The 17,232-nt window shown below is 36.0% G+C and carries 10 protein-coding genes; 8 read left to right on the top strand and 2 right to left on the bottom strand.

Annotation, left to right across the window (positions count from 1 at the left end; translation table 11 throughout):
* The first annotated feature begins 28 nt into the window (after positions 1–28).
* Positions 29–1,036 carry a 3-oxoacyl-ACP synthase III family protein gene (locus tag AC51AA_RS10580; RefSeq protein ID WP_500702101.1) on the top strand — a complete coding sequence of 336 codons (1,008 nt, stop codon included), beginning with the start codon at positions 29–31 and terminating at the stop codon, positions 1,034–1,036.
* A 1,014-nt stretch (positions 1,037–2,050) separates the two neighbouring features.
* Positions 2,051–2,722 (top strand): copper homeostasis protein CutC, encoded by a 672-nt coding sequence (locus AC51AA_RS10575; protein WP_500702099.1) that lies wholly within the window; start codon positions 2,051–2,053, stop codon positions 2,720–2,722.
* Between the two features lie 128 nt (positions 2,723–2,850).
* Here AC51AA_RS10575 and AC51AA_RS10570 read toward each other — a convergent pair whose 3' ends face one another.
* On the bottom strand, positions 2,851–5,268 hold the full coding sequence (locus tag AC51AA_RS10570; RefSeq protein ID WP_500702097.1) for a TonB-dependent receptor: 2,418 nt from the start codon (positions 5,266–5,268) through the stop codon (positions 2,851–2,853).
* Positions 5,269–5,581: 313 nt separating this feature from the next.
* On the opposite strand from AC51AA_RS10570, the gene argS reads away from it, so the two are divergent.
* Positions 5,582–7,360 (top strand): arginine--tRNA ligase, encoded by a 1,779-nt coding sequence (gene argS, locus AC51AA_RS10565; RefSeq protein WP_500702095.1) that lies wholly within the window; start codon positions 5,582–5,584, stop codon positions 7,358–7,360.
* 518 nt (positions 7,361–7,878) lie between these two features.
* Here argS and AC51AA_RS10560 read toward each other — a convergent pair.
* Positions 7,879–8,784 carry a DUF6607 family protein gene (locus tag AC51AA_RS10560; RefSeq protein ID WP_500702093.1) on the bottom strand — a complete coding sequence of 302 codons (906 nt, stop codon included), beginning with the start codon at positions 8,782–8,784 and terminating at the stop codon, positions 7,879–7,881.
* A 106-nt stretch (positions 8,785–8,890) separates the two neighbouring features.
* Here AC51AA_RS10560 and AC51AA_RS10555 point away from each other — a divergent pair, with 106 nt between their 5' ends.
* The 5 genes from AC51AA_RS10555 (at position 8,891) to AC51AA_RS10535 (ending at position 17,076) form a co-directional block, all read left to right on the top strand.
* Entirely contained in the window at positions 8,891–11,002 is a 2,112-nt protein-coding gene (locus AC51AA_RS10555; protein ID WP_500702091.1) for a TonB-dependent receptor plug domain-containing protein, read from the top strand.
* 18 nt (positions 11,003–11,020) lie between these two features.
* A complete protein-coding gene (locus AC51AA_RS10550; RefSeq protein WP_500702088.1) occupies positions 11,021–12,109 on the top strand; it encodes an HmuY family protein in 1,089 nt (362 codons plus the stop codon).
* A 381-nt stretch (positions 12,110–12,490) separates the two neighbouring features.
* Entirely contained in the window at positions 12,491–13,975 is a 1,485-nt protein-coding gene (locus AC51AA_RS10545; protein ID WP_500702086.1) for an SGNH/GDSL hydrolase family protein, read from the top strand.
* A complete protein-coding gene (locus AC51AA_RS10540) occupies positions 13,968–15,389 on the top strand; it encodes a GDSL-type esterase/lipase family protein (protein ID WP_500702085.1) in 1,422 nt (473 codons plus the stop codon). The genes AC51AA_RS10545 and AC51AA_RS10540 overlap by 8 nt, the downstream gene beginning before the upstream one ends.
* 1 nt (position 15,390) lies before the next feature.
* Positions 15,391–17,076 (top strand): MBOAT family O-acyltransferase, encoded by a 1,686-nt coding sequence (locus AC51AA_RS10535; RefSeq protein ID WP_500702083.1) that lies wholly within the window; start codon positions 15,391–15,393, stop codon positions 17,074–17,076.
* Positions 17,077–17,232: the final 156 nt, after the last annotated feature.

Below are 17,232 nucleotides of genomic sequence, written 5' to 3'. Positions count from 1 at the left end.
CCAATTTTTTAACAAATAATAAAAGAATATGTATCATTCAAAAATAGCGGGCTTAGGATATTATGTTCCTTCAAATGTTGTGACTAACGATGATTTGTCCAAGATTATTGATACCAATGACGAATGGATTCAAGAGCGCACGGGAATTCAAGAGCGTAGACATATAATTCGTGGAGAAGATACGACAACTTCAATGGGAGTAAAGGCAGCTAAAATTGCTATAGAGCGTTCAGGTGTTGCTAAAGAGGATATCGATTTTGTCGTTTTTGCTACCTTAAGTCCAGATTACTATTTTCCTGGTCCTGGAGTTTTAGTGCAACGTGATTTAGGATTGAGAACCGTTGGAGCCTTAGATGTAAGAAATCAATGTTCTGGTTTTGTGTATGCCATTTCAGTTGCCGATCAATATATTAAAACCGGAATGTATAAAAACATTTTAGTTATTGGTTCTGAAGTGCATTCTACAGGATTGGATATGACTACTCGAGGAAGAGGCGTTTCGGTTATATTTGGTGATGGAGCAGGAGCTGCCGTTTTATCTCGTGAGGAAGATTTGACAAAAGGAATTTTATCGACACACTTACATTCAGAAGGACAACATGCTGAAGAACTTGCTTTGCAAGCACCTGGTATGGGAGCTCGTTGGGTAACTGATATTTTAGCTGACAATGATCCAAACGATGAGAGTTATTATCCATACATGAACGGTCAGTTTGTTTTTAAAAATGCAGTAGTGCGTTTTGCGGAAGTAATCAACGAAGGTTTGGCAGCAAATGGATTGCAGGTATCAGATATTGATATGTTGATTCCGCATCAAGCCAATTTGAGAATCTCTCAATTTATTCAAAATAAATTCAAATTGTCAGACGATCAGGTGTATAACAATATTCAGAAATATGGAAATACCACAGCAGCCTCTATTCCAATTGCTTTGACTGAAGCATGGGAGAAAGGGAAAATTAAATCAGGGGATACTGTAGTTTTAGCAGCTTTCGGAAGTGGATTCACTTGGGGAAGTGTTATTATTAAATGGTAAATTAATTCATCTTACATTATATTAGGAACCTACTTCATTCGGAGTAGGTTTTTTTATGAATTTATGGGATAAAAAGTAGATGCAAGATAGTTCGAAGATTTAAAAGAGAAGCGATTGTTGGATAGAGGTAATTCTATTCTCAATCGCTTATTTTGGTTAGAGGATCTCTTCCGTATGGGAAAATCTTAAAAAAACATTCTAACCAACAGCAATAATAGAAGATATGGTAAGTATATCCTCATAAGTAAATTTTACGATGCTTCATTTAACAATAAATCATAAAAGATCATTTGCCTAAATTAGCTGTAAAAATTTGTGCAAAAATGCGTTTTAGCAGCAAAAATTTGTGTCAGTGTTGTAATTTGGCTAAATTTAGGATTAAAAATTTGTGTAAAAATGGCTTAATAGGTAAATCAATGTGTCATCAGGAATTGATATTTTTGTAAAGAAGTCTGGGAATTAAATTCAAAAATGAAAGACGATTAGGCATGTCTTAATATTCAGAAATATGGAAATACAGCTGCAGTATCTATTCCAAATTGTTTCAATAGAAACACTATTTAGTTCTACGACGCATGTTAATTTTAGGACTTTAAAAGGTTTAGTTGGTGTTTTTTGTAAAAAAATCTCATAAAACTACAATTAAACTTGCGCATTTAGCTGAACGTAAGTTAGAAATTAGTGTCTAAGTTAAGTTATAAAACTGATCGCAGCGATTCGCACATAGTAAGGTGATTTCTCTTTTCCTAGCACTGCAACGTTATGGATAGTGTCTTGATGATTTTGTAGTTTTTAAATCTAACTATCTCTTCAAGTGTTGGTATTCGTTATATTTGTGGAAATAATGAAAAGAAAATAAAAACCATTGAATTTTTGGTTTTCATGTCAACGTTAAAAAAACAGATCTCTTTGAGAGTAGTTTTAAGCACCGTTTTACCGATGGAGTTTATCGTTTTAAAATTAAATAGATAACCAATTACGGGTTACATAAATATATCAATGTCTAAAATTATAATGAAAAAAAATCAACTTGAAATTGCTTGTTTCAATTACGAATCGGCATTAATAGCTCAAGAAAATGGAGCGGATAGAATTGAATTGTGCGAGAATATGCAGTTGGGTGGAACAACACCTAATGCAGTTGTAGCGCTAAAGGTTAGAGAAGAAGTATCGATTAAAATGCATGTGATCATTAGACCTCGTGGTGGGGATTTTGTGTATACTGATGATGAGTTCATGGAAATGAAACAAGACATCAAATTGCTTAAGAAGTTAGGAGTGGATGGTTTTGTTTTTGGAATATTGAATCCAGATGGAAGTGTGAACAAAAAGCAAAATCAGGAATTGGTTCATTTGGCTAGTGGATGTTCTTGTACTTTTCATCGTGCCTTTGATGTGGTTAAAGATATAGAACAAGGTCTTGAAGATGTAATTGCGTGTGGTTTTCATTCTATTTTAACTTCAGGTAGAGGTCAAAATGTGGTGGAAGGACTTTTGGATTTAGAACAGATCCAACAATTAGCTCAAGATAGAATTGTGATTATGCCAGGCGGAGGATTACGCTCTTCGAATATTGCTTTGTTGCAAGAAAAATTGGCGCCAACTTTTTATCATTCATCGGCCATTACAGATGGTACGGAGATGGCTAGTGCTGTTGAAATAAAAGCATTGATCGCTACTTTTTAAATTCAAGTAGTACACAATGGTCTAAAAATAGCAAAGGCCTGAAGTTGGCATACTTCAGGCCTTTTTGCTACAAGAAATTATTCAAAAAATTATTTAAAAAATTGTAATATGTACTAATGAGGGGGGGACTAAAACATTCCGCCACCACCTTTATTAGTGTTATCTTCTCTTTGTTTACGTTGTAAGTTTTTGATTTTAGCTCCTCCAAAGTTATAGGTTAATCCTAAGTAAACGGTTTGGCTTTCCCAAGTAAACTGACCCACCTGTGGATAAGGATAATCGGCATCAAAAGCATATTTCATAGTGTTGAATACATCATTAAAACGTACGCTAATGTTCATTTTGTTATTCAATAAAGTATAACGTGATCCCATGTCCATTTTGTACATTTCGTGGCTGTTATTTTGAAGACCATCTACTGATCCTCTGTAGAAACCAAACAATAAAAAGCTTAAACGTTTTGTTGCTTTAAAGTTTGAGTTCATACGACCATTAAAAGCTGCTGCAGTCACTTTTCTTTCTAGTGGGCTACTTGTTTTGGTTACTTCATCATATACAAATACCACTCCTTGTTGGTTGATGCTTGAGAAATCAATAGATGGGGAGATATCCCACCATTTAGTGATTTTGTAATTGAATGAAACTTCAAAACCATATGAGGTATTATGATCATAGTTGGTGAAGGTCATAATTTGTTTGTTACCATTAGGGTCAGCATCATCAGGGTAGATGATTCTACTAATTGGATCATTGATGCTTCTTACGAATACACCCGCTGTGAAACTTCCTTTTGTTAAAGTTTTGGTATAGTTTGCTTCAACAGAATTGGTAAACTGAGGGCGTAATTCTGGGTTTCCTAAAGCAGTTACCAATGGAGTAGAGAACTCACGAATTGGTTTTGTTTGTTCTAAGCTAGGGCGGTCCACACGTCTAGAGTAGCTCAATTGAAGCGTGTTTTTATCATTTAAGTTGTAGGTTAAATAAGCCGATGGATATAAGGTAATATAGTCATCATCAAATTTAGTCTGGCCATGATTTAAATTAGCTGCTACTTTATAGCTTTCAAAACGAGCTCCTAATTGGTAAGAGAATTTTTTATATTTCTGACCAAAAGTAACATAGGCAGAATAGATATTGGTGTCGTAGGTATAATCAGAAGCTTGATCTGCCACAGGAACCAAAGGGTTTCCGGTGATAAAGGTGTTTCCTGTTTTAGTTAAACGTGCTTCGGCACCTGCTTCCAATGTCGTTTTGTCGTTTAATGGATTGACATAATCCACATTAAAAGTGCTTAATTTTCTAGTTCCATTAATGTAATCAGCATAGACAATGTTGTTTTCAGTATTGTCTAGATGGGTTGTCTTTGTGTCAAAATTGGCATTTTGGCTCTGTTTGGTGTCAGAGTAGTTTCCTTCAAAATCTAAAGTATGACCTTCCTTTTTAAAGATATGTTTGAAAGCTAGATTATAAGTTCCTGTTTGGTTAGGTCCTTGGTATCTTGATTTTTGAAACATATTGCGAATACCCTCAGAAGAATTATTATAGTCTATATCTGTATTGACACTAAAAGTACCTGTTGCTTTGTTTTGATTGGTGTAAACTGATAATGTATTGTGATCATCGATTAAATAATCCATACCTACTTTATATAAGTAAGAATCATTGTCGTTAGTGACGTCTAAGTTTTGCACAATACTCATGTCTTTTCTGGAAATATATCCATCGTTGGCATTAAGTCCAAAATTTTGTCCCGCATTTCCGAAGAAATTCACTTTACCAGTTTTATAGTTCAAATCTAGTGATTGATTGTGTTTGGCTGTTTCTCCAAAAGTAATACCACCACTATAGCTTCCGTTGAAACCCGTGTTGCTATTCTTGTGTAAAATAATATTGATGATCCCAGACATTCCCTCTGGGTTGTACTTCGCACTTGGATTGGTGATCAATTCTATTTTTTTGATCGAAGTCGAAGGAATCTGCTTTAGCAATTGGGCAGGATCAATAGTAGAGGGTCTACCGTCAATTAAGACACGAACATTGTCATTTCCACGAAGGGATAATTTTCCATCTTGGTCTACGTTTACAGAAGGAATGTTGGTCATGATATCAGAGGCAGAAGCTCCTGCAGTGGTTAAATCTTTTCCTACGGTAATGACTTTTCGGTCAATTTTTTGCTCGATAGTCGAGCGCTCATTAACAATATTAACCCCTTTTAATTGAGTAGCTTCTTCTTCAAGGGAAACATTAAGCGTAGCGGCCTTTTTGGTATCACTTAAGACAACAGCACTTATGTGTTTTCTAAATCCAATGTATTGAATTTCGATGGTGTAGCTTTTTAGGGCTAAGTTTTTAATGGTGTAGACTCCAGTGTCATCTGTGTTAACACCAGAAATTACTTTTCCGTTTTCTTTGATGGAAACGGTCGCATATGAAATAGGAGCACTGTTCGATTTTTCAATGATTTTCCCGGTAATGGTTCCGGAATTTTGGGCTTGTGCTGTGGTCATTATGCTGAATAATGCCAACAGAAGGAGTTTTAATTTCATGATGTTATAAATAGATTGTTTTGATTGGTCGATGCTAGCTAAACTCGAATATTTCGTTGTTCTGAAACAGCTCGAATTTCTTAGTAAGACTCTTTTGCGTACGATATGTTACAGGGATTTTATAAAAAAATCTTAATTTTTTTTGGATGTGCTGAGTTGTAGTAGATTAGGTTTTTGTGTTTTTGATAATTAGTGGTGGTATTCTTGTTTTATTTTTGATCAATTCGGAGTGTTTTGTTGTATTTTATCTGTTTTTCGTTTTCTGTAATTGACGAATAAGCAGTATCTTTGCAGTCTTTAAAAATAAGTTTACATGTCATTATCACAAATTCTTACTCCTTCTATACAAAAAGCCATACAAGCCTTATTTGATGTTACTGTTGATAAAATCGAATATCAAACGACTCGAAAAGAGTTTGAAGGCGATATTACAATGGTCATCTTTCCTTTATTGAAAGTGATTAAAAGCAATCCAGCTGAATTAGGAAATAAAATTGGAAATTATCTCGTGGAGCATGTTACCGAAGTAGCACGTTTTAATGTGGTTTCTGGATTTTTAAATATTGTTATAGCCGATAGTTATTATTTGAATTTCTTTAATGGAATTAAAGACCAAGCAAGCTTTGGATTTGTAACACCAAATCCCCAAGAGAAAGCCATCATGGTGGAATACTCTTCGCCGAATACCAATAAACCTTTGCACTTAGGTCACGTTCGTAACAATTTGTTAGGATATTCCGTGGCGGAAATCATTAAAGCTTCTGGTAAAAAAGTATATAAAACACAAATCATTAACGATCGTGGAATCCATATTTGTAAATCGATGCTGGCTTGGCAGAAATTTGGAAATGGAGAAACTCCAGAGAGTACAGGATTAAAAGGCGATAAATTAGTAGGGAACTATTATGTGGCTTTTGATAAAGCCTATAAAGTAGAGATCTCGGCTTTAATGGAAGCGGGTAAAACTGAAGACGAAGCCAAGAAACAAGCGCCCATTATTGTGGAAGCACAAGAAATGCTGAAAAAATGGGAAGCGGGTGATCAGGAAGTAATTGCCTTATGGAAGATGATGAACCAATGGGTTTATGCAGGTTTTGAAAAGACCTACAGTAATTTAGGGGTTAATTTTGATAAATATTACTACGAGAGCAATACGTACCTATTAGGAAAAGATGTTGTTCAAGTGGGATTAGATAAAGGGGTATTCGAAAAAGATCCTGACGGTTCAGTTTGGATTGATTTGACAGAGGAAGGTTTGGATCGTAAAATTGTTTTACGTTCAGACGGAACTGCTGTTTATATGACACAGGATATCGGAACTGCGATTCAACGTGTAAAAGACATGCCCGATGTTGGTGGGATGGTGTACACGGTTGGAAACGAACAGGACTACCACTTTAAAGTGTTGTTTTTGATTCTGAAAAAGTTAGGTTTTGATTGGGCTTCAAGTTTGTATCACTTATCTTATGGTATGGTAGATTTACCTTCTGGTAAAATGAAAAGCCGTGAGGGTACAGTTGTAGATGCAGATGATTTGATGCAGGATATGACCGATACAGCGCAACAAATTTCAGAAGACTTAGGCAAACTAGACAGTTATTCTACTGAGGAAAAAGCCAAATTGTATAAAACCATTGGATTAGGTGCTTTAAAGTATTATATCCTAAAGGTAGATCCTAAAAAACGTATCTTGTTTAATCCAGAAGAATCAGTTGATTTCGCAGGAAACACGGGTCCGTTTATTCAATATACTTATGCGAGAATCCAATCGATTATCCGTAAGGCTGAATTTGATTTTGCAGCGACAACCGATACCGTAGCCTTACACGAGAAAGAAAAAGAATTGGTGAAACAAATCGAACTTTTTCCAGAAGTGATTCAAAATGCTGCTCAACATCACAGTCCAGCGCTTATTGCCAATTATACGTATGATTTGGTAAAAGAATACAATTCATTTTATCAATCGGTGCATATCTTAGGTGAATTAGATTTGACTAAGAAAATTTTCCGAGTACAGCTTTCTCAAAAAGTAGCCGAAGTAATTAAGTCCGCTTTTACCTTATTAGGGATAGAAGTTCCAGAAAGAATGTAAGAATCTTAATATAACGAAAAAGCAAAAGGCCGTTAGTTTTATAAAACTATCGGCCTTTTTTGTTTTATTTCTATGTTTATGCTTTTACTGGTGAAGAAGGTTAAAAAGTGTAAATAGGGTTTTTTTAGGGCTAATAGTGTGTTTTTGCTAATTATTCGCACTATATTATAGTGTTATTCTGTGATAATTTAAAAATTAATCTAAATTAACATTTTGTTAGGAAATTTTGTTTTCGTGCATAAATCTGCGCTATGACACAATTTTTTTCTTAAATTAGGGTTATAGAACAGGTATAGTGTTGAAAATCACACGAATAACTTGTTGATGATATCGTAATGTTTAAGAGATTTCCTTATATTTATTTTTAACTATTTTGAATTAGTACACTTGTAGCACAAAAAAAGAATAAAGGATATACAACCGTCTAAGTTTTTAGGCGGTTTTTTTGTTTTTGGATACAGCAAAGGCCATTAATTCCGTTGGAACGAATGGCCTTTTTTAGGAAGTAGGGAGGGGGGTTATTTAACGAACTTGTCGATGATAGCATCGGTTTCTGCTTTTTTAGCATCCGGCTTTACCCCAAACAAAAACGAATACAAAGGTTTTTTGTCAACCGTCTCGTTTAAGTTCAAATCTTTATTTCTTTCAAAAAGAGTTTGCCATTTATCGCGCACATTTTTCCAAACAGCGTTGTTTTCTTTCCACCAATTTTGAGCGGCAATACATTTAATGTCTGGAACTTTGATATAATGATCCATTCCTTTTTCTTGTGCAAGTACTACATCTTTACCACTATCGTCTCGGATCAGTTTTTCGTTATCTTGCTCGTGATTCCATCCTGTTTTGGTGATTTCATGTATGTTTCTTCTTTTTAAAACATTGTAATCATCACGTTTGGTATGTTCTCTTCTCGGTAGGGGAGCATCGGCCACATTAACCCAATAGTCTTTTCCATCTGCATGAACCCAAGAAGATGTTCCTTCGTATCTCGGAGAATCATCAACTTGAAAAACTTTTTGTGTCCATTGGCCTTTTACCTCTTTCTTATTGAGTTTGTTGTATTTCCAAGTCGTGTTTTTATCAAAGGAGTACAAATCGGTGTTTTCATATAGCCAATCTTGTCTCCAGTGTTTGATGATCATCTTATCACTAACAATTAGTAAGTGTTGCATCACTATTTTATTGGGCGTGTCTTCCACTAATTCTACCCACTCTAAACCATAATCATGCTTTGTTTTGGATGGTTTGTAAGTAAGAGAATCTTTTGGGTATTGAAAGGTTTCAGCAAAATTAAATTTTACTTCATAACAACCACACATCGACTTGATCGATTTAATGTCTTGTTGTTTTTTAGCTTCTTGACTAAATCCAAGGCTACATGCCAAAGCCATTGCGGCCGAAAAATAGAGGCTTTTTGTACTCATAATTGGTGATTAAGGTTTTAAAATCTTTTTGCAAATATATAAACTTTATTTAGAATAAATAAAAATAGTTATATATTTGCCCCACGATTAAGACCAATTATAAAGAATGAAAATCAAAATCAGCCTATTTATTGCCCTACTGTTTTGCGAAACACTTGCTGCTCAACAACAAAAAGAAAACAGTACTGTCAATGAATTATCAGCAGTGGTCGTCACGGGACAATTCGAACCACAATCGATCAAAAAATCGGTGTTCAATGTTCGTGTGATCAGCAGTGCCGATATTAAAAATTTAGCCGCTACCAATTTAGCCGATGTACTGAATCAATATTTGAATATTAGCGTACGACCTAGTGGAACTACGGGTCGCTCTACCGTTTCTCTATTTGGTTTAGATGCACAATATTTTAAAATTTTAGTTGACAATGTACCACTGGTCAATGAAGGGGGTTTTGGAAATAATAGTGATCTGTCTCAAATTAATTTAAATGATGTGGAGCAAATCGAAATCGTGGAGGGTTCTATGGGCGTGGTTTATGGAGCGAACGCCGTTAGTGGGGTTTTGAATATCATTACCAAAAAATCGTCCCAATACAAATACAGTGTTACCGCTTCGGTACAAGAGGAGACCGTGAAAGACGAGTATGCACTTTTTAATCAGGGACGTCATATACAATCCTTACGAGCATCCCATTCTTTTGAAGATAATTGGTTTGTCAGTATTGGGGCTAGTAGAAACGATTTCAAGGGTTTTCTTGACGACAAAAAAGGAAAGGATTACCCGGAGAATGATCAGAGTCGTGGCTACAGATGGCTTCCAAAAGAACAATTAAACGGTACGGCGCTAATTGCCTATCATAAAGGAGATTTTAGAGTTTTTTACAAATTTGAATATTTAGACGAAGACGTGCAGTACTATAATGCGACCGTACAATCGGGTTTCAATACACAATTGGGTTCTTATCGGTACGCTGAAGATAAAAGATATGCTAGCAATAGGTATTTTCATAATGTAAATGCCACAGGGAAGCTTTTGTCTAAATGGAATTATAATGTTTCTCTTTCGCATCAAAAACAAGAAAGAAACGTAGCCGATTTTAGGTATTATTTGTCCACGAAACAGGAAGCGAATACCGTTAGCGTAAAGGATCAGTCTATGGAGGTACTCTATTCTACTGGAACGCTAAGTAACTTTTTCTCAGACAAAAAAGTGGATTTGCAGCTAGGCTATGAGTTTGTCCATAATAAAGGCTATGCCTTGGTGCAGGAAGCCAGTAATACCTTTACGCCTATAGCCAAAACCCTTGAGAACTATGACTTTTTTGCCTCATCAGAAATCAAGGTGGATAAAAGGTTTTCCCTTCGTCCAGGATTGCGCTTTTCGGCTCAGTCTAAATTTAAAGATCAATATGCTTCATCACTAGGATTACGGTACTTATTGGATCAAGGGATTGAACTTAGAGGTTCTTATGGAACCTCTTTTAGGACGCCCACTTTTGAAGAAATGTATTCCAAGCTAATCTTTGATGGACACTTTTTTACAGGAAATGAAAATCTTATTCCCGAAACAAGTACGTCTTATGAAGCCAGTCTTAAAAAAGCAACGACATGGGATTCAGGATTATTAATGTCCAACACCCTATCGGGAAGTTTTCTAGATGTGAACGATCGAATTGATATGGCTTTGTCGCGTTTTAATCCCGATACCGGAAATCCGGAATACCAATATATTAACATCAGTAAATATAAGATGTGGAATTTCTCTACGATGAATCAATTCAAGATAGCCGATTTGACTTTTAATCTTGGTGCGGCTATAGTAGGGGTTTCCCGTAAGATAACCAATCAGGTTTTTTCTTCAGAGGATCAATTTCTGTACAGCTTTAATTTGAACAGTAGTATTGCGTATTTGATTCCTAAATGGGGTACCACATTCTCGGCCTATTATAAGTATAATGGTAAGTCGCAACAATTTATCGAAACCACTTCAGAATATCTCATATCAGACATAGATCCTAGCCATTGGCTGGATGCTTCCATTAGGAAATCTTTTTTTAACAATCAATTGGAAACCACCATTGGAGCCAGAAATCTCTGTAATGTCACCAATGTGAATCAAAGCAATAGCAATCAAACGGCTCATGCCACTTCTTCATCGCTGATGTTGGCTTACGGACGTTCGTATTTTATCAAATTGACTTATAACCTTAATCTTTAAATATAAATACTCAATACCATGAAAAAATCATTATTACTCTTATCCTTTTCCTTATTGACTCTTGTGTCTTGTTCTAGTGATGATAGTGCTCCTACGGTGGAAGTACCTTCAATAGGGGCCACTTTAGCCGCATCAGTTGGAGGAGCAAACCAACCGAATCAATTGTATTTAGATTTGAGTACAGGCACTTCTTCGTCGATCAATAGAGCTTCTTGGGATTTTGGATTCTCTAGCGCAACAGATTTTAGAGTCGTGATCAATGGGGCTTTGAAAATGGCGGTAAAGAAATTAGAAACTTCTGATATTACTTTGGTTCAGAAAATAGATGCTGCTGTTACAGTAGGAGCTGGAACAACGGCTTCTTCTAACGGATTTGTAGATAACCCAACGGGGGTTTTAGCTGGTAGTGGTGCTGGAATTGGTACTGCCATTGCTGAGGTTTCTGCCACTGATGCAGATAATAAAGTGTATTTGGTGAACCTAGGATTCGCTGTGGGTACTGCTAAACCGGGTGTAGGTAACGTTGAAATAGACGGTGCTGCAAGGGGATGGAAAAAAGTAAGGATTCTAAGAAGCGGAACTGGTTATAAGATTCAGTATGCGGATTTGGAGTCTACTACTTTCACTGAAAAAACAATTGCTAAGGATGCGGCTTTCAATTTTACATTTTTTAGTTTGACTTCAGCCAATACAGTTGCAGTAGAACCAGAAAAAGCAAAATGGGATTTAAACTTTACCTATTTTACTAATTATGTGAATTTTGGTACTGAGGTAACTTACGGTTATTCAGATTTTATTGTTTCCAACATGAAAGGAGGGACGCAGGTCTATCAAGTTGTGGTGACTGCTGATCTCACTTATGCCGCTTTTACAAAAGCGAATATTGTAGAGGCTAATTTTGCTGCTTCAGCCACAGATCAAAGAATTGTAGGGGCGAATTGGAGAAATGGTGGAGGACAAAACGGTTCCTTACCAAGTATTAAAACAGATCGTTTTTATGTGGTGAAAGATGCTACTGGAAATTACTATAAATTGAAATTCCTTGCCATGACAAATGATGTAGGAGAAAGAGGATTTGTTACCCTAGAGTATGCAATCTTAAAATAATGTGAAGAAGAAAGAATCGCTATAATAGGATCAGCATGCCGCCCAAGGGTATGTAAGGTTCAATACGGGTGTTAGGTACACTCTATTATAGTAGGTCTTTTTGCTTGCAATGGAATAAAATAACGAATGGTTTTTTGTTTGAAAACCAATTGTTTAAGCTGTGATTACAGTTAAGTTGGGTTTGTAATTTACTTTGTTTTTTTTATTTTTTTTTGATAAAGAGGTTAGAATTTTCTAGCCTCTTTTTTTGTGCTTTTTTAATGTTAAAAAAAAGATAATAAATTAATGTTTATTCTATCTTTGCGCTTACTTTTTTATAAGGAATTAATAGGATTTTTGAGTAAATCCCAATGAATCCTTTCCTAAAATTTATTATTACTAGTGAACACAAAATCTTATTTTTTTCAGTCTTTTGCCATTGTATTATTAGCAGTCGTTGCTTTTATTGGATTCAAACAAATCTTACCGGATAAAATTTTTTCGGATAGCAAAATAGATACTAAAAACGTACTTATCGATAGTTTGCTTTTAGAGTCGGTGGCCAATGATTCTTTAGTCGATAGAAACGATAGTATTGCAGCTATTGAAAAACTCGAAGCGGCAGAGGAAATTACTTTTGATGCTACCGAAGGCATTGAGTTCCCTTCTGAAACCTTTGAAAATTATAAAGGGTATCAGTATCTGGTTTCATTCTATGAGAAATTATACCAACTGGAAAAAAATCCTCAGGCCAAAGTAAGGATTGCGTATTATGGCGATTCGATGACCGATGGTGATTTAATTGTACAAGATGTTCGTGCCAATTATCAAGGGCGTTTTGGAGGAAGTGGTGTCGGTTTTGTGTCGATTACCTCAGAATCTTCAGCCTCAAGAGGTTCTGTAAAATCACTCTATTCCAAAAACTGGAAAATGCAGTCCTATCTCAATGTTAAAAGACCTATTTGTCCTTTTGGTGTTAACGGGCATGTGTTTTTTGCCAATGAAAAAGCCAATGCTACTTGGGTACAATACGAAGTGGGCTCCAATAAATATGCCACGACCTTAGATAGTCCTACCTTGTTTTATGGTCAATCCACTAAAAGAGGAAATGTGAATTTTATAGTCGGTAGAGATACTTTGAGAAAAAAATTAGTGCCTACTAATTTAATTAATACACTAAAGGTGGCCTCAGGGAGTCTAAAGGGCTTCAAAGCGAATTTCGTAAATGCGGATTCGATTCCGATTTATGGGTTTAATTTTGATAATGGAATTGGGGTGCACGTGGATAATTTTTCGCAAAGAGGAAATTCCGGATTGCCTCTTTCTATATTTGATGCTAATGTCATGCAGCGATTCAATGCTAATTTGAAATACGATTTGGTTATTTTGCATTATGGTACCAACGTTTTGAACTATGGGACCAAAAATTATTCTTGGTACCAAAGAGGAATGACCAAAGCGGTCAATAAAATCAAACAATCTTTTCCAGGGGTTTCTATTTTGATTATTTCAACGGCGGATAAGTCGACCAAATACGAGCTGGAAATGAAAACGGATTCAGCAGTAGTGCCGTTGGTAAAAGCGCAAAAAAGATATGCTCTTGAAACGCATTCTGGATTTGTGAATTTGTATACACTAATGGGAGGAGACGGATCCATGATCAAATGGGTGGATGAAGCTCCTGCTAAAGCCAACAAAGATTATACGCATTTTAATCAACGCGGAGCCAAAGCCATTGGTAAGTTGTTGTATGATCAATTGAATAGGGGATATGAACAGTATAAGGTTTTACGCGAAAACCGTAATTTTACAAACACTAAACCGCAAGCGACTCGGAAAACCAAGGCAGACTCTGTGGCTGTAAAAAAAGATAGTGTAAATGAATAAACTGATGATGCTCTTTTGCTGTCTTTTCATGGCGGCCAATGATAAAACACAAAAGATAGATTTATTCCCCATAACCCAACTGCCGATGAGTAAAGTTGACACGACCACCATTGATTCTTTTGCTGCCGAACACATTTATAATGCTCAAGTATTAGACCGCGTTTTTCTGAAATTGAAGGAAAATGAAAAGCATAATTTTCAGAAAATAAATATAGTACATATAGGGGATTCTCATATTCAAGGGGATATGATGACCAATCAGATTCGAAAAAATCTGCAACAAAAATTTGGTAATGCGGGACGAGGTTTGGTTTTTCCGTATCAGTTGGCCCAAACAAATGGTTCTTTTAATGAGCGGTTTCAGTCCAATAGAGCTTGGCAAAGTTACCGCAATATTCACCCGGTTAAAAATGTTCCTGTTGGTTTAAGTGGAATAGCACTTTGGAGGGATAAAGGGGATTTTGTGATGGAGCTTACGATAAAAGACGTGGCCTATAAATTCAATTCGATTCGTCTGATTACACCTGCGAACCAGTCGATGTTTGATTTGGCCCTTAGTGCTCAAACTAAAATCATTCAAACTACCCAGAGAAAAGTAATTCAGCATAAGATCAAAAAAGGAGAGGCAATCTCGACCATAGCCGATAAATACCAGGTGTCTGTAGCCGATATCAAAAGAGATAATGGATTAAAATCTACGAACATTCGTGCTGGGAGAACCTTGAAAATTCAAACGAACGAAACAAGACCTAAGAATGTAAGTAGTTCAGAATTTGTTCCTTTAGCGCTGCAAGCGGATGCCTTTTCTCATTATTATCATTCCGATAAGGAATTGGATAAAATCTATCTGATTCCCAATACAGCCGCTTCTGGCTACGAACTAAACGGTGTGGTTTTAGAGAAAGACATGCCAGGAGTAGTTTATAGTGGGATAGGCGTAAATGGAGCGAAGTTTTCGGATTACAATAAGTATCCTTTGTTCTTTGAGCAACTAAAGGCTTTGCAGCCCGATATGTTGGTTTTCTCAATGGGAACCAATGAAAGTTATGACCATATGGAAGCGGCGGCCTATTTAACGGAATTACGAGCATTTATTGGTCACATCAGAGCACAGCATATCACGGTTCCTATACTAGTGATGACACCTCCTCCTTCTTTATTAAAAAACAGAAAACCCAATGTATATGTCCAGGATTATGCCAAGAGTATAATCGAAATTTCAAAATCAGAGGATTTTGCGGTTTGGGATCTCTATCAGGAATTTGGAGGACTTGAAGGTATTCAAAATTTAAAGACTACAGGTCTCATAGGTCCGGATTGGGTTCATTATTCCAAGAAGGGATACGAAAAACAAGGCGACTTGTTCTCACAGGCATTTTTAAAAGCATACGATAATTTTAAATTGAAAAAATAAGTTGATAACAATTGATAGTGTCAATGACTGGTTTATTAAAAACTTTGGCGCACTTACAGTAGAACAGGTTAAAGGTTGGTTTGTTTACAATCCAGACGAAAAATTATTATTTAATACAGGTTTATTCTTAGGGCTATTTCTAGTCTTTTATTTTGTGTATGCCTTTTTACGCAAAACCTTTTATTTGCGATTAACCTACGTGATTCTCTTCTCGCTTTTCTTTTATTATAAGTCAAGTGGAATTTACTTTTTACTCTTGCTGCTTTCTTCGGTAGTGGATTATTACCTGAGTCAGGTCATCTACAAAGAAGCGGTGCAAAGCCGTAAGAAAGCGTACCTCGTATTTAGTGTGATCCTGAATTTGGGACTATTGGGCTACTTTAAGTATATGAACTTTATGATTGTAACGTTCAATGATGTCTTTGGAGGTAATTTTGAGCTTCATGATGTCTTTCTTCCTGTGGGGATATCGTTTTATACCTTTCAGTCGATGAGTTATATTATCGAGATTTACCGTGAAGAAATTAAGCCAACCAAGAATTATATCGAATATTTATTTTTCGTTTCCTTCTTCCCTCAGTTGGTGGCCGGACCAATTGTAAGAGCCAAAGATTTCTTGCCACAGATTTATCAGAAATTAAACCTGAGCAAACAAGACGTAAACAATGCTTTGTTTTTGATCATAGGCGGATTGATTAAGAAAACGGTGATCTCGAATTATATTTCGATCAATTTTGTGGATCGTGTTTTTGATACGCCAATGACCTATACGGCATTTGAGAATTTAATGGCGTCTTATGGTTATGCGATTCAGATCTATTGTGATTTCTCAGGTTATTCAGACATGGCCATTGGAATCGCTTTATTGTTAGGATTTAAATTGCCAGCCAACTTTAGAACACCTTATAAATCCGTTTCCATTACGGATTTCTGGAGAAGATGGCATATTTCATTGTCTACTTGGTTAAAGGACTTCTTGTATATTTCTATAGGAGGAAATAGGCAAGGGAGCTTTGCAGGATTTTTGTTTCCGAGTTTGTTTTTCTTTGGACTATTGCTCTGGGGGATTTCCAACTTCAATAGTAGTATTATTCCTTTGGCTATTGCCTTGGGGGCTATAGTTGTTTTTTGTTTGACCTTTTTGCTTTCCAGCAAAAGAAATCAAACCTTAGTGACTAATTTCAATTTGTTTACGACCATGCTCTTAGGAGGTTTATGGCATGGAGCAGGGGCACAGTTTATTATTTGGGGTGCTTTGCATGGATTGGCTTTGGCGGTTCATAAAATTGTGATGGAACTTTTCCCTGCTAAAAAAGACAGTACAGGACCAAACTTTGTATGGCGATTCTTTTCTATAGTGATCACCTTCCATTTTGTGGTGTTTTGCTGGATCTTTTTCCGCGCCAGAGATTTTGAAACGGCCTTGCAGGTAATTAATAATATTGGTCAGTTATCCTTTGAACCAGAACATTGGCAGACCATTGTAATGGGGTATAAAAACGTATTTCTATTGATGCTCTTTGGTTATGTGTGGCACTTCTTACCAGAAGGTTTTACCACCAAGTTGAAATTTGTTTTCGATAATACGCCACTTATAGGAAAGGCTATCGTTTTGGGATTTGTTTATTGGATCGTATATGCTACGGCAGTGGCAGGTTCACAACCCTTTATTTATTTCCAATTCTAACCTAAGTAGTGTAGACTATAACTAATTTTCTCGCAAAGACCTACGCTCGCAAAGAATGAATATTCAAAGGTGCGGCGTAGTGACTTTACGAGATTTTTTTGTTTTGGTAATATATCTAAATCTCTGCGTGAAAAAGAATTGCCTGAAATGTCTAAT

It is taken from the genome of Flavobacterium sp. OHVDL-2026-0007 (assembly GCF_059882335.1).
This window is presented reverse-complemented; position numbering and strand designations above follow the sequence as displayed.